Genomic DNA, 14,762 nt, shown 5'->3' with positions numbered 1-14,762 from the left:
CACGTGAGCACACCTCTGAAATCAGGTATTTCTCGTCGCAGCCTGCTGCTCTCAACCGGTGCCGCCGCGTTGGCTGCGCCCGCGATCTGGTCGCCGTCGCGCGCTGCGGGAAAGCGCATCGTGGTGCGTGATGACGGTGGCATCTACACCAAGGCGTACGGTGCGGCGTTCTATCGGCCGTTCACGCAGGCGACCGGCATCGAGGTCGTCGGCGTCCAGGCCGCAGCCGAGCCGATCGCGCAGATCAAGACCATGGTCGAGACCAAGAACTACACCTGGGACATGGCCAAGATCAGCTGGCCCGCGATCCTGATACTGACGAGCGGCACGACGCCCTATCTCGAGAAGCACGGCCTGGAGTCGGAGCCGGTCATCAAGACCATCCCGCCCGAATACATGTCGCCTTACGGCGTCGGCACCAACGTCTACACGACCGTGCTGGCCTATCGCTCCGATGCGTTCAAGGGCCGCAAGGCGCCGCAATCCTGGGCCGATTTCTGGAACGTGACGGAATTTCCGGGCCGCCGCGCCGTGCGCAAGCATCCGTTCGACACCATCGAAGAAGCGCTGATGGGGGCGGGCGTGCCGACCGCGCAGGTCTACCCTTGCGACCTCGACAAGGCGTTTGCATCGCTCGACAAGATCAAGTCCGCGGCCGCCGTGTGGTGGACGACGGGCGCGCAGGTCGAGCAGATGCTGACCTCCGGCGAGATCGACATGATCCCGACCTGGGTGTCCCGCGCGCAGTCTGCGCAGGCGGCGGGCGCGCCGGTCGAGATCGTCTGGAACCAGGGCGTCTGGGGCGGCGACAACTGGTCGATCCTCGCCGGCTCGCCGAATGCCGATGCGTGCCGCGAGTTCATCAAGTTCGCGTCCGATCCGAAGCGGATGGCCGCGCTGACGGAATTCTTTCCGGCGGGCCTGACACAGCCGGAGGCGTTCAATTACGTCAAGCCGGAGATCGCGAAGAACTGCCCGACCTATCCTGACAACATCAAGGTCGGCCTCAAGATCAATCCGAAGTTCTGGCTCGACAACCAGGCGGCGGTGATCGAGCGCTTCAACAGCTGGATTTTGGCCTAACCATCGGAGCAGGCATGGCCTCATCGAGCCTACGTGTCGCGAATCTCAGCAAGCGCTATGGCGACTTTGTCGCCCTGGCGCCGACCAGTCTCGACGTCGCCAAGGGTGAATTCCTCACGCTGCTCGGCCCGTCGGGATCGGGCAAGACGACGCTGCTCAGCCTGATCGCAGGGCTCGCGCATCCAGACGAGGGACGAATCCTGATCGATGATGCCGATGTGACGCATAGCCCCGCCTATGCGCGCGACATCGGCGTCGTGTTCCAGAACTACGCGCTGTTTCCTCATATGACGGTCGAGGACAACATCGCGTTTCCGCTGAAGATGCGAAAAATAGCCGACGCCGAGGCGCGCCGGCTCACGGCCGAGGCATTGGACACCGTGCGACTGCCGCATGTCGCTAAGCGCTACCCGCGCGAGCTCTCCGGCGGGCAGCAGCAGCGCATCGCGCTGGCACGCTGCATCGTCTATCGGCCCGCCATCATCCTGATGGACGAGCCGCTCGGCGCGCTCGACAAGAAGCTGCGCGACCAGATGCAGCTCGAGATCAAGCGTATCCATCGCGAGCTGCGCACCACGATCGTCTATGTCACCCACGACCAGGAGGAGGCGATGACCATGTCGGATCGCATCTGCCTGATGAATGCCGGTGCGATCGAGCAACTCGGCACGCCCGAAGATCTCTACTTCCGCCCCCGATCGGTTTTCGTCGCCGACTTCCTCGGCGAGTCTAATTTGCTCGGTGCCACGGTGCAGGCCGTCGATGCAGATGGACTCGACATCGTCCTTGCCGACCGGGAGGCGCGGTCGCGCGCTGTCGGCAATGGCAGCGCGTTTGCCGCCGGCGAGCCAATCAAAATCATGGTGCGGCCGCAGAATCTCACGGTTGAGAGCGCCGGCTCCGGACACGGCAAGCTGACGGGACGACTGACCGATGTGATGATCAGCGGCAGCCTGACGCGGCTTTACATCGCGCCGGAGACAGCGGGCATGGCGCCACTGGTCGCGGCCTATCCCACCCGCAGCAGCGCCGCGCCCTACGAGATCGGACAGATGCTGTCGCTCGGCTGGAACCCGGCCGATGCCGTCGCGATCCGCGACGCCAAGGGAGTTTGAGGTGAGGGCGGTGGGACGGCTGCGCGCTCTGCAACAGGCTCCGGTCTTGACTCCGGTCTTGACTTGGGCCGCGATGGGCGCGCCGCTTGTGCTGCTGCTGGCGCTGTTCCTGGTCTACCCGGTCGGTCAGTTGCTGCTGCTCAGCATCTACAACGACAGCGGTTTCACGCTGGCGCAGTATCGCCAGCTGTTTGCGTCGTCGGTCTATGTCGACGTCCTGCTCATTACCCTGAAGATATCGCTGGTGACGACGTTGGTTTGCGTCGTCACAGGCTATCCGATCGCCTATTTGATCTCGCTGGTCGGCAAGCAGCGCAAGGCGACGCTGCTGTTCTGGGTGCTGCTGTCGTTCTGGACCAGCTTCCTGGTGCGGGCCTTCGCGTGGGTCGTGCTATTGGGGCGCAACGGCGTCGTCAACAAGCTGTTGCTGTCGCTCGGCATCGTCTCCGCGCCGCTCGATCTGCTTTACAGTTTTGGCAGCGTCCTGATCGGCATGGTCAATGCGCTGCTGCCGCTCGCCGTGCTCACCATGCTCTCGGTGATGGACAACATCGACCGCAATCTGCCGCGCGCCGCCGCAACGCTCGGCGCGGGTCCCGGCATGGCGTTCTGGACGATCTATTTCCCGCTGTCGCTGCCCGGCGTCGCCGCGGCCGGAATCATGGTGTTTGTCACGGCCATCGGTTTCTTCATCGTGCCGGCGCTGCTCGGCGGCCGCCGCGAAACCATGATCACGCAATTGATCATCGATCAGGTCCAGCAGACCATGAACTGGGGTTTTGCCGGCGCGATCTCCGTGCTGCTGTTGAGCGTCGTGCTCGTCGTCTTCGTGGTCTACGACCGGCTGCTCGGCCTTTCGACCATGACCGGCGCCACCACGGCGGCAAAAGCCAGATCATCGCGCCTGTCCGGCGTCTTCGAGCGGATCGGCGACGTCGTCCTGACTCTGCTCGGCGCGGTCTCCGACCGCATCATTCGCCTGCTGCCGTCACGGTGGGACAGCGGTCCTGATACGCCGGGCCTCGGGCTGCAGGGTTTTGTCTGGATCATGCTTCTCGTCATCAGCGCGCCGACGTTCCTGATGATCCCACTGTCCTTCGGCACCGGCGGCCTCAACTGGCCGCCGCAGGGATTCACGCTGCACTGGTACCAGGAGGTGTTGCAGTCGCCGGTATGGACCCAGGCGGTGATGCGCTCGCTGCTGGTCGGGCTCGGCACCGGCGCGCTCGCCATGCTGATCGGAACTCCGGCCGCGTTCCTGCTGGTACGCAGCAATATTCCGGGCAAGGCGGCCTGGCTCGCCTTCATCCTGTCGCCGATCGTCGTGCCGCGCATGATCATCGCCGTCGGCCTGTTCTACGTGTTCGCGCGCATCGGCCTGGTCGGCAGCGCCTTCGGCCTCATTCTCGGGCATACCGTCATCGCGGTGCCCTACGTGGTGATGACCATGATGGCGGTGCTACGCAACTACGACACCCGGCTCGACCATGCCGCGCAGAGCCTCGGTGCGCGTCCGTTCGCCACGCTTCGTTACGTCACCGTTCCGATCCTCGGCGCCGGGATGATGTCGTCGTTCCTGTTCGCCTTCGCGGCCTCGTTCGACGAATTGACCATCGCGCTGTTCGCCACCGGCGGCTTGAACGCAACCTTGCCCAAGCAATTCTGGGACGAGGTAACACTTCAGGTCTCGCCCGTGATCGCCGCCGTCTCGACCTGCCTCTTCATCTTCATGGGCATCCTGATCTTCGTCGCCGAACGCCTGCGCCGCCGCGTGGCCGCCAGCTAGCTATTCTGTCCTGCCAAATAAGGGTCTCCACTCATGCTCAACTCCACTCGTCTCCGCGGTGTTTTCCCCGCCATTCCGACCCCCGTCGGGGCCGACGACACGATCGATGCCGGCGCGGTCTCGGCGCTGTTTGCCTGGCTGCTCAAGCAGGGCATCGACGGCGTGGTGCCGCTCGGCGGCACCGGCGAATACGGCGCGCTGTCGCGCCGCGAGCGCATCCGGATGGCGAGCCTGTCGGTTGCCGCGATGGCCGGCAAGGGTCCGGTGATCGCAGGTGTGCTGGACACCGGTTTCCATGACGCGCTCCAGGCGACCAAGGAATTCGCCGCGGAGGGCGTGGACGGCGTGCTCGTCCTCACGCCATACTACACCAACCCGACCCAAGCAGGTATCCGCGACTATTTCCTGCGCTATGCGGATGCGTCTCCCGTGCCGGTGCTGATCTACGAAATTCCCTACCGCACCCGGATCGCGGTCGAGCCGAAAATCCTGCATGAGCTGTCGCGGCATCCCAATATCATCGGAATGAAGGCCTGCAATCTCGACATGTATCATTTTCTGCAGGTCGTCGCCGGCGTCGACGACAATTTCGCGGTGTTGAGCGGGGAGGACAGCCTGTTTCCGCTTCACCTCGCTGCTGGCGCCAAGGGCGGCATCATCGTAACGGCGAATTTGCTGCCGCGGGCCTGGCGACAAATCTACGAGGCGGCGTGCGCCGGCCGCACCGCGGAGGCGCTCGAACTGCACCGCCGCCTGATCCCGTTCATGAACATGGCATTCGCGGAGACCAATCCGGGGCCGATGAAGGCGGTGATGGATATGGTCGGCGTCAACGCGCCGCGCATGCTGGCGCCGCTGGTGCAGCCCGCAGACGCGCTGGTCGCTTCGTTCCGGGCCGAACTCCGCCGGCAGCTGGCTGAAACGGAAGGTGTGGGTTAGGGATGGCGGCAAAGGCAGGCAAGGCCGGAAAGACATCGAAGAGCGCGGGCAAGAGCGTCGAGCCGGCGCGCTCGTCGCTGTTCGTCGGCTCGACCGAGAAGGCGTTCCAGGTCCTGCATGCCTTCGACGGCCCCAGGCGGTATATGACGCTCGCGGATATCGCGCGCGCCGCCAGCCTCGATCGCAGCGCCACGCAGCGGCTGGTCTACACGCTCGAGACGCTCGGCTATCTCAGACGCATCGACGGCACGCGCAACTACGGCCTGACCTCCAAGGTGCTGCAATTCTCGCACAATTATCTCAAGGCCAACGATCTGATCGACAAGGCTTCGCCCTATCTCCTCGACATGAGCCGCAATCTCGGCGAGACCTGCAATCTGCATGAGCTCGACGGCCACGAGGTCGTGTTTGTGGCGCGCTTTCCTGGCCGGCACCTCATCCATATCGATTTCGTGATCGGAAGCCGGTTGCCGGCCTACTTCACGGCGTCCGGCATAACCATCCTGGCGGCCCTTCCGGAGGCGGAGCAACAGCACATCTTGAGGCGTACGCGGCTCGAGCCACTCACGCCGTACACGATTACGGATCCCGACAAGCTCATGGAACAGGTGCACCTCGCCGCCAAGCGCGGCTATTCGATCCAGGTCAACCAAAGCGTCATGGGTGATATTTCCGTGGCGGCGCCGATCATCGACGAGCACGGGCGGGCTATCGCCGCGGTCAATATCTCCGTGCCCACGACGCGCTGGACCAAGGAGCAGGCCGAAGCCGAGCTCGTTCAGCATGTTCACGTCGCCGCAACCTCGGTCTCGAAGTCCAAGTTCATACGCTACGTCGCCTGAAACGCCGATGCCGATGCTGCTGAATGCCGACGACTATCGCAGCCGGGCGCGCCAAATGTTGCCGCGCGGCCTGTTCGACTATATCGACCGCGGCACGGAGGACGAAACCGCGTTGAGCCGCCTGCGTGCCTCGCTCGACGGCATCACCCTGATGCCCGCGGTGCTGGCCGGCCACAGCAAGCGCGATCTCGACACGACGCTGCTTGGAGCGCGTATCGCCGCGCCGCTGGCCGTGGCGCCGACGGCACTTGCCGGGCTTGTTGCCCATGACGGCGAGACGAAGCTTGCCCGGGCCGCGTCGCGTGTCGGAATCCCGGTTTGCATCTCGACGCAATCGGTCACGACCATCGAGACGATCCGGCGCGGCGCGCCTGATGCCAAGCTTTGGTTTCAGCTTTACGTCTGGCGCGACCGCGACCTCACGGCGCGGCTCTTGGAGCGCGCCCGCAACTGCGGATGCGACAATTTGCTTGTCACGGTCGATACGCCGGTCTCGCCGAACCGGGAATACAATCAGCGCAACGGCTTTGGCATTCCGTTTACGCCGAGCCTGCGCAGCGTGGCCGACGTTGCGCGGCATCCGCGCTGGCTGTTCGGTGTTCTCATGCGCTATCTCCTCGGCGAGGGCATTCCGACCTACGGCCACTATCCGGCGGAATTCCGTACGGCGATCACGCGGCCGAGCGTCGCGGAAGCCGTACGGCTGGAGCATCGGCTGAGTTGGGACGATATGCGCTGGCTGCGCGACGTCTGGCCCGGCAGGCTGACCATCAAGGGCGTACTGGCTGTGAGGGATGCCGAGACGGCGGCCGCGGTCGGAGCCGACGCAATCGTGGTCTCGGCCCATGGCGGCCGCAATCTCGACTGCTTGCCGGCGCCCGCGGATTGCGTTCCGGCGATCGCCGCCGCCGTGCAGGGACGCCTGACGGTCCTTGCCGACAGCGGCGTCAGGCGTGGCACCGACGTGCTGAAATACTGCGCGCTGGGTGCCGATGCCGTTCTTGTCGGCCGCCTGCCGTTATGGGGGCTCGCCGTCGGCGGCGAACAAGGTGCGGAAGCGGTGTTGCGCATGATCCTGCGCGAGATGGATACCGCAATGGCGTTTCTCGGCGTGGCGCGCGTCGCCGAACTCAAGATGCAGCCTCGCTAATCCAGGTCGCAGCCTTTGCGGCTCTTCCCGCAAGCAAGCGGGAAGAGCCGGACTAGCTTTACTCCGCCGCCTCGGTCGCCTTGAGCGTCGGATAATCCGTGTAGCCCTTGGCGCCGCCGCCGTAGAAGGTGTTCTTGTCCCAGTCGTTGAGCGGTGCGCCCTTCTTCAGGCGCTCGACCAGATCGGGGTTCGAGATGAACGGCTTGCCGAATGCGATCAGGTCGGCGGCATCAGATTCCAGCACCTTGTTGGCGAGCGCAAAGTCATAGCCATTGTTGGCGATGTAGGCCTGCTTGAAGCGCTTGCGCAGGCTCGCATAGTCGAACGGCGCGATATCGCGCGGGCCGCCGGTCGCGCCTTCGATGACGTGGATGTAGGTCAGCTTCAGCGCGTTGAGGTGATCGACGATGTAGTCGAACAGCGGCTGCGGGTTGGAGTCCGAGATATCGTTCGCCGGCGTCACCGGCGAGATGCGGATGCCGGTGCGGTCCGCGCCCGCTTCCGCGACCGCCGCCTGTGTGACTTCAAGCATCAGCTTGGCCCGGTTCTCGATCGACCCGCCATAGGCATCCGTGCGCTTGTTGGCGCCGTCCTTGGCGAACTGGTCGAGCAGATAGCCGTTGGCGCCGTGCACCTCGACCCCGTCGAAGCCGGCGGCCAGCGCATTCGCGGTGCCGCGTTTGAAGTCCTCGATGATCCCGGGGATTTCCGACAGCTCCAGCTCGCGCGGCTCGGAGACATCGGCGAATGTGCCGTTCACAAAGGTCTTGCCCTTGGCGCGGATCGCCGATGGTGCGACCGGCTTGCCGCCATTCGGCTGCAGCGCGACATGCGAGATGCGGCCGACATGCCAGAGCTGGATGAAGATGCGTCCGCCGTGCTCATGCACGCGATCGGTGACCTTCTTCCAGCCCTCAACCTGCGCTTTTGAATAAATGCCGGGGGTGTCCTGATAGCCTTGGCCCTGATGCGAGACTTGGCTCGCCTCGGTGATGAGAAGGCCGGCGGAAGCGCGCTGGCCGTAATAGTCCGCCGCAAGCGGGCTCGGCACGAAGCTGCCGGGTTCGGCGCGGTTGCGCGTTAGCGGCGCCATCACCAGGCGGTTCGGCAGCCTCAGCTTGCCAAGCTTGAAGGGCTCGAAAAGTTTGGTCGGTTGGCTCATGAGGAAATGTTCCAGGGAGTTACGGATAAGGGAGATTTGTGCATTGCGGCGGCGAGCGCAATGGCCTGATACATACGCTCCCTGCAGATTAGCTACGCACGATTCCGCCCATGTGGCCGGCATCGAGGAACAGGGTATGCGCGTTGACGTAGGAGGATTCGTTCGAAATCAGAAACAGTGCGGTATAGGCGACCTCCCAGCCGGTGCCCTGGCGGCCGAAAGGCACTGTCACGGCCCGATCCGGCCGCCTTCGGCTGGCGTCGCGGCCCATTGGGGTATCCATGAAGCCGGGTGCGATCACATTGCAGCGAATGCCTCTTTCTTCACCGGCCCGTGCGATCGCCCGGCCCAGCGCGATCTGCGCGGCCTTGGAGGACTCATAGGCCGGATTACGGCCATTGGCGCGCTGGCTCGCCATCGACGAGATCAGGATGATCGCGCCGCCCGGCACCATCACCTCCAGCGCCTTCTGCGCGAACAGCATGTGGCTGCGCACGTTGACGGCGTAATCCCGGTCCCAGGCTTCTGCCGTCATCTTGGGCAGCGATAGGCCGGAGGAGATCCCGACATTCAGCGCCAGGCCGTCGAGGCCGCCGAGCTTGTGCGCGCAGCGTTCGACCGCAGGCGCGATCGCCGCGATATCGGAGACGTCGACCACATCGGTGAACGCCTTGCCGCCTTCGCGCGTGATCTGCGCGACCGTGTTGTCGGCCGCTTCCTTGTTGATGTCGATGCAGGCGGATGCGCCCTCACGCGCGAACAGCACGCTCATCGCGCGGCCGTTGCCAACAGGCGGCTCCTCGTCGACGATGGTACGCTGTCCCGCACCGACCACGATGATGCGCCGGCCAGCGAGCCGTCCGTGGTTCGTCGCTAGCCCCAGCGCCTCCGCATGCAGCGACGCGGAGGGGTCGACAGATCTGGGTGCGTGGGTGGTGGTCGACATTGGCGTGCTCCCTGACGTCTTGTTGTTGTCAGGGAGCAGTAGCACGGCCGCGCGGGCGAGGCGACGTGTCCGCCGAAGCCTTGGTCAAAGCCTTGGCGAAGGCGGAAAATCCCGCGGCGGGGAATATCGCGTCAGCTGACGCCGAGGAAATCGCGCTTGCCGATCTCGACGCCGTTGTGGCGAAGGATGCCGTGCGCGGTCACTGCGTGGAAATACAGGTTCGGGAACGAGAACGCGGAGAGGAATTGCTGGCCCTTCAGCGTCATGTTGCGGCCGGCGCCGACCGGGAAGGTGACGTCCCTGGCATCGCCGCCCTCGAATTGCGCGGGCGTGAACGACTTCACATAGTCGATTGTCTTCGCCAGCCGCTGCTTCAATTCGCCGAATGTCGTCTCGGTGTCGGGCGTGGAGGGCACCTCGCTGTGCGTCAGCCGCGCGCAGCCTCGTGACGCGTGATCGCAGACCAGCTGCACCTGCTTCGACAGCGGCAGCATGTCCGGATAGAGCCGCGATCCCAGCAGCACCTCGGGCGCAATCTTCTTCGCCTCGCAATGCGCCTCCGCCTTGGTGAGCAGCCCGGTGAGGCCATTGAGCATTTGCAGGTAGGCGGGGACGACGGCGTCATGAAAGGACATGGGATGCTCTTTGTGTTGGGATGAAAATCCGGATGGGCCGAACGGTGATGCTGCAAATGGGGCGGAGGAGGGAAGAATACAACTGCGTGGAGCTATATCACTTGATCAAATATTCTTCGTCCTTACCCCGCCCAGCTTGCGGGGAGAGGTCGGATCGCATCGCAAGATGCGATCCGGGTGAGGGGGACTCACCGCGAGTCGGCTGCGTGGAGAGAGCCCTCACCCCAATCCTCTGCCCGCAAGAGCGGGGCGAGGGGGCACAAAGACCTACCTTATCCCCGGCATCGCGGCTTCCGCCGGCTGGGCGCGCGGCCCGCGCATCCGCGTCAGTAATTCCGCTGTCGGCCAGGAATCCGCCGGCAGGCCATACTTCATCTGCATCGCCTTCACCGCGCTGCGGCTGGCCTGGCCCAGCACGCCGTCGACCTTGCCGACATCATCGCCCGCGCGCACCAGCAGCGCCTGCAGCTCCTTGATCTCGTTGAACGGCAGTTGCGCGACAGGCTGATGCGGCCGCTGCATCGGCGCTGCGCCGGCGATGCGGCTGGCGAGATAGCCGGCGGTGGTCGAATAGATCAGCGAGTTATTCCACTCGGTGTAGGCGGCGAAATTCGCATAGGCGAGGAACGCCGGACCGGTGCGGCCCATCGGCAGCAGCAGCGAGGCCGGCATGTCGTCATTCGGCAACGGCTTGCCGTCGGTCGCGGTGACGCCGAGCGAGGCCCATTTCGTGCGCGGCAGCTTGGTGGTGAGATCGGCTTGATCCCACGGAAAATTCGTGGTCTGCGGCACGCGCACTTCCTGCAGCCATGGCTCGCCGCGCCGCCACTTCAATCCGTTGGCGATGTAGTTCGCGGTCGAGCCGATCACGTCGGGCCCGCTGCGCAACAAATTGCGATGGCCATCGCCGTCGTAATCGACCGCGTAGTTGAAGTAGTGCGTCGGCAAAAATTGCGTCTGTCCGAGCTCGCCGGCCCAGGAGCCGACCATCTCTTCAGGCGTCAGATCGCCGCGCTCGATGATCTTCAGCGCCGCGATGGTCTCGCCCTGGAACATCTCGGAACGGCGGCAATCATAGGCGAGCGACACCAGCGATTTCAGCGTGGCGAGATTGCCCATGTTGGCGCCGAAATCGCTCTCCAGTCCCCAGAACGCGGCGATCACGGCCGGCGGCACGCCGTATTCCTTCTCGGCGCGTGCAAACGCCGCCGCATAGGTTTTGATGTATTGCTGACCCTGCTGCATCCGGTAGGTCGCGGCCATGCGTCCGGCGAACTCGGTGAAGATCTGCCCGAACACGCGCTGGCCGCGGTCGCGATTGACGATGCCCTGGTCGTAGATGAGGTAAGGCGCAGCCTCGGCAAGCGTCCGCTGCGAGACACCGGCTGCGACCGCGTTGCTCTTCAGCTCGGTGAGGAAGCGATCGAAGGCTTGCCCGTTGTGGCAGGACGCGGCCCGTGGCGAGGATGCGGCGGCCGGCCGCGGCTTGGCAGGCGTGGGTTTTACGGGGGCCGGCAACAATGGCTGTTGCGCCGAAGCCACGGATGAGAGCGCCAGCGCAGCCGCCAACGCTGCGATCATGATCGGGGCGCGGAGGGAAGCTGCTGGCATCGATGTCACCGGCTTGGGATCGAGGGAAAGGCCTGCCCTGCATACACCAGCCCGGCACCGGGCAACAACGGGGAGGGCCGCCGTTAGACCAATTGGGCTTCGGCAGGCGGATCGGCCGCCGCTATGATCGGCAGGTGATTCGCGGGCAGGTGTGTCCGCGGATCGGTCACGCCCGGAGGGACCCATGTGGAGTTTTCTCGAGCGTCTCTTGGACTCGTCGACGTTCTCGCCTCACGGCATCTGCCTGCTGTGGGAGCCGGAGCTGATCTGGCTTCATGTCATGTCCGACGCGATCATTGCCGCTTCCTATTTCTCGATTCCGTTCGCGCTCGCAATTGTCGTCTCCAAGCGCCGCGATTTCCAGTTCGGCTGGATGGCCTGGCCGTTCGCCACCTTCATCCTCGCCTGCGGGCTCACCCATGTGTTCTCGATCTATACGTTGTGGGTGCCGATCTACGGCATCGAAGGCCTGCTCAAGGCGCTGACCGCGATCGCCTCGATCGTCACCGCGGCCTTGCTGTGGCCGCTGATCCCGAAAGTATTGGCGATCCCGACCAAAGCGCAATTGCGCGAGGCGCATGTCGCGCTTGCGGAGGAGGGACGGCAGCGCCAACACTCGGAAGTCCAGCTGCAACGCTTCCGCGAGGCCGAGGCCAATGAGAGCAAGATCCGCCAGGCGCAGAAGATGGAGGCGGTCGGCCAGCTCACCGGCGGCATCGCGCATGACTTCAACAACATCCTGACCGTCATCACCGGCACCATCGACATCCTCGCTGATGCGGTGACGCACAACCGGCAACTCGCCGAGATCACCGGCCTGATCCGCGAAGCTGCCGAGCGCGGCGCGTCGCTGACGCGGCATCTCCTGGCATTCGCGCGCCGGCAGCCGCTGCAGCCGACCGACGTCGACGTCAACGCGCTGATCGTCGACGCCATCGAGCTGCTGCGGCCGACCATCGGCGACCATGTCGACATCGACTTCCGCCCGGCGCCCGGTCTGCCGCGCGCGCTGGTCGATTCCAACCAGCTCGTCACTGCAATCATCAATCTGGCGCTGAATGCGCGCGACGCGGTGCGCAAGGGCGGCACGCTGAGGATCGAAACCTGCGCCGCCGAGCTCAAGCCCGCCGACGTGCACGGACATGACGGGCTGGTCGCGGGCGACTATGTCGCGATCACGCTGATCGACAACGGCGAGGGTATCGCGGAGGCGGATCTGGCGAAGGTGTTCGAGCCGTTCTTCACCACCAAGCAGGTCGGCAAAGGCACCGGGCTCGGGCTCAGCATGGTCTATGGCTTCGTCAAGCAGTCCAACGGCCACATCGTGCTCGACAGCGAGGTCGGCCGCGGCACCAGGGTCATGCTCTATCTGCCGCGCGCCGCCGTGACCTCGCAGGCCGGCATCGCCCAGCCGCGGCAGCCGGATTTGCGCGGCGCGCAGGAGATCGTGCTCGTTGTCGAGGACGACAGGCTGGTGCGCAGCTACGTGCTGACCCAGATCGAAAGCCTCGGCTACACGACGCTGTCGGCCAGCAACGGACCCGAGGCGCTCGCCGTGCTGGAGAGCGGTGCGCCGGTCGACCTGCTGTTCACCGACGTCATCATGCCTGGGCTGATGAACGGGCGCGACCTCGCCACCGAGGCCGAGAGGCGGCGGCCCGACCTGCGCGTGCTCTTTACCTCCGGCTACACCGAGAACGCCATCGACCATGACGGCAAGCTCGACGAGGGCATCCTGTTCCTTGCAAAGCCCTACAGCCGCGCCGAGCTCGCGCGGATGCTGCGCGTCGCGCTGCGCGAAAGCGAGACGGAGGTCGTGCGGGAGAAGGCGAGCGGTGTGGCGGCGGGATAAATTGTAGGGTGGGCAAAGCGAAGCGTGCCCACCATCCCGAGCACAGCGTCGATGGTGGGCACGTCGCTGCGCGCCTTTGCCCACCCTCATATGGGGATTTGTGAGTCAAGGCTGTCCTTCGGGTCTGGATCAGGATTGTGGAGTAAGAGGGCGGCGCGCGGAGCCATGCGTAGCGCAGCGCGACGACCGGGCAACGGGCGAGGATTGGCTTGCGAAGTTTGCAGCAGCTCACTGCATCACCTCATATCCGGTCGGATTGTTTGATCCGTACCCACCTTCCGCATGCTTGCGGCGAGGAAGCCTGGCGAGGATGAGACCCATCTACGAAACGGCGGTTGAAGCCCTAGGGTGGCACGGTCATCATCCATCCCGCACGGAGCGCGGCGAAGCCGCGGCGCGTGGTGACGTGGTTTGTTTTATGCCTTCATGGTTGCCTGCTCGGGAACCAGGCCGGTGGTGAGGTAACGCCACAGCGCCACGATCAGCTTGCGCGCCAGTGCGACGATGGCGATGCGTTTGGCGCGCTTGCCGGCGTTGGCCGTGCGGGTACGGAACCAGCGGCTAAGCGCGCTGTCACCCTGATGGCGGAGCCAGAGCCAGGCCAGTTCGATCGCCTTGTGGCGGGCACGCCGATTGCCGGCCTTGCTGATGCCCTGCTCGCGATCGATGCCGCCGCTGCGCCATGGACTGGGCGTCAGGCCGCAATAGCCGGCGACCTCGCGCCTGTTGCGGAAGTCCTTGTAGAACAGCTCGTGCACCAGGGTTGCGGTGAAGGCCGGACCGAGCGCCTTGAGGCGGAGCAACAGATCTCGTCGCTCCGCGATCGGTGCCGGAACGGGAAGGGCTTGTGCAGCTTGTTCTTCTTCCAGCGCCGCCAACTGCTCGCGCACCAGCATCAGCCGCACATGCTCGCGCTTGGCCTCGGCCAGAAGATGTGCCGGTAGCGGCTGGCCCTGCCAGTCGCGCTGTCGCGCGAGCCAGGCGAGCCAGTCTCGGCGCCGCGGGTTGCCAACCGCCAGTCCCAACAGGCGCAGCAGCGCCTTGACCCGGTTGGTATGGGCCGTCTGCTCGGTGACCAGCCGGTCGCGTTCGCGGCTGGCGCGCCGGGCGTCCTCGGCTTCCACGCTCGGCACGCGAACGATCCGAACCACCCGCGGCTCACCCCGCAAATAGGCCATCAGGGTGCGCAGCAGAAGCTCGCCGTCGATCCGATCCGTCTTCGCCCGCCGCGCCCGCTGTTCCACCGCAATGCTCGCAGGGTCGAACACAAAGTTCGTGATCCCGGCTGCTTCCAATAGCCGATGCAGCCAGAAGCCGTCATAGCCCGCCTCATAGCAGCTCACTACCCGCGGTACCGATCCGAGCTTCTCCGCCGCCCGGGCGCGGGTCCGTTCGATCAACGCCAGCAGTTCGGCGTGATCGCCCCCCTCAAGCTTGTGGCGCGAAATCCGCTCCCGGTCCGGGCTGTGCAGCGTCACAAGCCACGTCTTCTGACTCAGCTCGATCGCAACGAAAATTGTGCCATTATACTCCGCGGTGGGCGTGTCTATGGTCGATGCTTGCATCTGACTCTCCGATGGTTCGAGTGTGGAAACCCAAACCTATCGGAAAGGCCACGCTCACCGCCCCATGGAATCTACG

General features: G+C 64.9%; 12 protein-coding genes. 7 read left to right on the top strand and 5 right to left on the bottom strand.

Annotation, left to right across the window (positions count from 1 at the left end):
- Nucleotides 1–3: 3 nt before the first annotated feature.
- Genes UP10_RS06360 through UP10_RS06335 form a run of 6 tightly spaced genes read left to right on the top strand, consistent with a single transcriptional unit; the run spans nucleotide 4 to nucleotide 6,915 of the window.
- Complete coding sequence (locus UP10_RS06360; RefSeq protein ID WP_044586529.1) at nucleotides 4–1,083, top strand: ABC transporter substrate-binding protein; 1,080 nt, start codon at nucleotides 4–6, stop codon at nucleotides 1,081–1,083.
- 14 nt (nucleotides 1,084–1,097) lie between these two features.
- On the top strand, nucleotides 1,098–2,198 hold the full coding sequence (locus UP10_RS06355; RefSeq protein ID WP_044586528.1) for an ABC transporter ATP-binding protein: 1,101 nt from the start codon (nucleotides 1,098–1,100) through the stop codon (nucleotides 2,196–2,198).
- Nucleotides 2,199–2,244: 46 nt separating this feature from the next.
- Nucleotides 2,245–3,984, top strand: a complete 1,740-nt coding sequence (locus UP10_RS06350; protein ID WP_245321676.1) for an ABC transporter permease subunit — start codon at nucleotides 2,245–2,247, stop codon at nucleotides 3,982–3,984.
- Between the two features lie 33 nt (nucleotides 3,985–4,017).
- Entirely contained in the window at nucleotides 4,018–4,923 is a 906-nt protein-coding gene (gene dapA / locus UP10_RS06345; protein ID WP_044586526.1) for a 4-hydroxy-tetrahydrodipicolinate synthase, read from the top strand.
- A 2-nt stretch (nucleotides 4,924–4,925) separates the two neighbouring features.
- A complete protein-coding gene (locus UP10_RS06340) occupies nucleotides 4,926–5,765 on the top strand; it encodes an IclR family transcriptional regulator (RefSeq protein WP_044586525.1) in 840 nt (279 codons plus the stop codon).
- Between the two features lie 7 nt (nucleotides 5,766–5,772).
- Nucleotides 5,773–6,915 carry an alpha-hydroxy acid oxidase gene (locus tag UP10_RS06335; RefSeq protein WP_044586524.1) on the top strand — a complete coding sequence of 381 codons (1,143 nt, stop codon included), beginning with the start codon at nucleotides 5,773–5,775 and terminating at the stop codon, nucleotides 6,913–6,915.
- Nucleotides 6,916–6,973: 58 nt separating this feature from the next.
- Here the strand turns inward: UP10_RS06335 and UP10_RS06330 are convergent, their stop codons facing one another.
- From UP10_RS06330 to UP10_RS06315, 4 genes are all read right to left on the bottom strand, one after another.
- Nucleotides 6,974–8,077, bottom strand: coding sequence for an alkene reductase (locus UP10_RS06330; protein WP_044586523.1), 1,104 nt, complete (start codon nucleotides 8,075–8,077; stop codon nucleotides 6,974–6,976).
- 88 nt (nucleotides 8,078–8,165) lie between these two features.
- Nucleotides 8,166–9,023 carry an SDR family NAD(P)-dependent oxidoreductase gene (locus tag UP10_RS06325; RefSeq protein WP_044586522.1) on the bottom strand — a complete coding sequence of 286 codons (858 nt, stop codon included), beginning with the start codon at nucleotides 9,021–9,023 and terminating at the stop codon, nucleotides 8,166–8,168.
- Between the two features lie 131 nt (nucleotides 9,024–9,154).
- Nucleotides 9,155–9,658 (bottom strand): DUF1993 domain-containing protein, encoded by a 504-nt coding sequence (locus UP10_RS06320; RefSeq protein ID WP_044586521.1) that lies wholly within the window; start codon nucleotides 9,656–9,658, stop codon nucleotides 9,155–9,157.
- A 267-nt stretch (nucleotides 9,659–9,925) separates the two neighbouring features.
- Nucleotides 9,926–11,269 carry a lytic murein transglycosylase gene (locus UP10_RS06315; protein ID WP_245321675.1) on the bottom strand — a complete coding sequence of 448 codons (1,344 nt, stop codon included), beginning with the start codon at nucleotides 11,267–11,269 and terminating at the stop codon, nucleotides 9,926–9,928.
- A 184-nt stretch (nucleotides 11,270–11,453) separates the two neighbouring features.
- Here UP10_RS06315 and UP10_RS06310 point away from each other — a divergent pair, with 184 nt between their 5' ends.
- Nucleotides 11,454–13,121, top strand: a complete 1,668-nt coding sequence (locus tag UP10_RS06310) for an ATP-binding protein (RefSeq protein WP_044586520.1) — start codon at nucleotides 11,454–11,456, stop codon at nucleotides 13,119–13,121.
- Nucleotides 13,122–13,537: 416 nt separating this feature from the next.
- Here UP10_RS06310 and UP10_RS06305 read toward each other — a convergent pair whose 3' ends face one another.
- Complete coding sequence (locus tag UP10_RS06305; RefSeq protein ID WP_044585437.1) at nucleotides 13,538–14,686, bottom strand: IS110 family RNA-guided transposase; 1,149 nt, start codon at nucleotides 14,684–14,686, stop codon at nucleotides 13,538–13,540.
- Between the last annotated feature and the right edge of the window lie 76 nt (nucleotides 14,687–14,762).

It is taken from the genome of Bradyrhizobium sp. LTSPM299 (assembly GCF_000938235.1).
In the GTDB taxonomy this organism is placed as follows: Bacteria; Pseudomonadota; Alphaproteobacteria; order Rhizobiales; family Xanthobacteraceae; genus Bradyrhizobium.
This window is presented reverse-complemented; position numbering and strand designations above follow the sequence as displayed.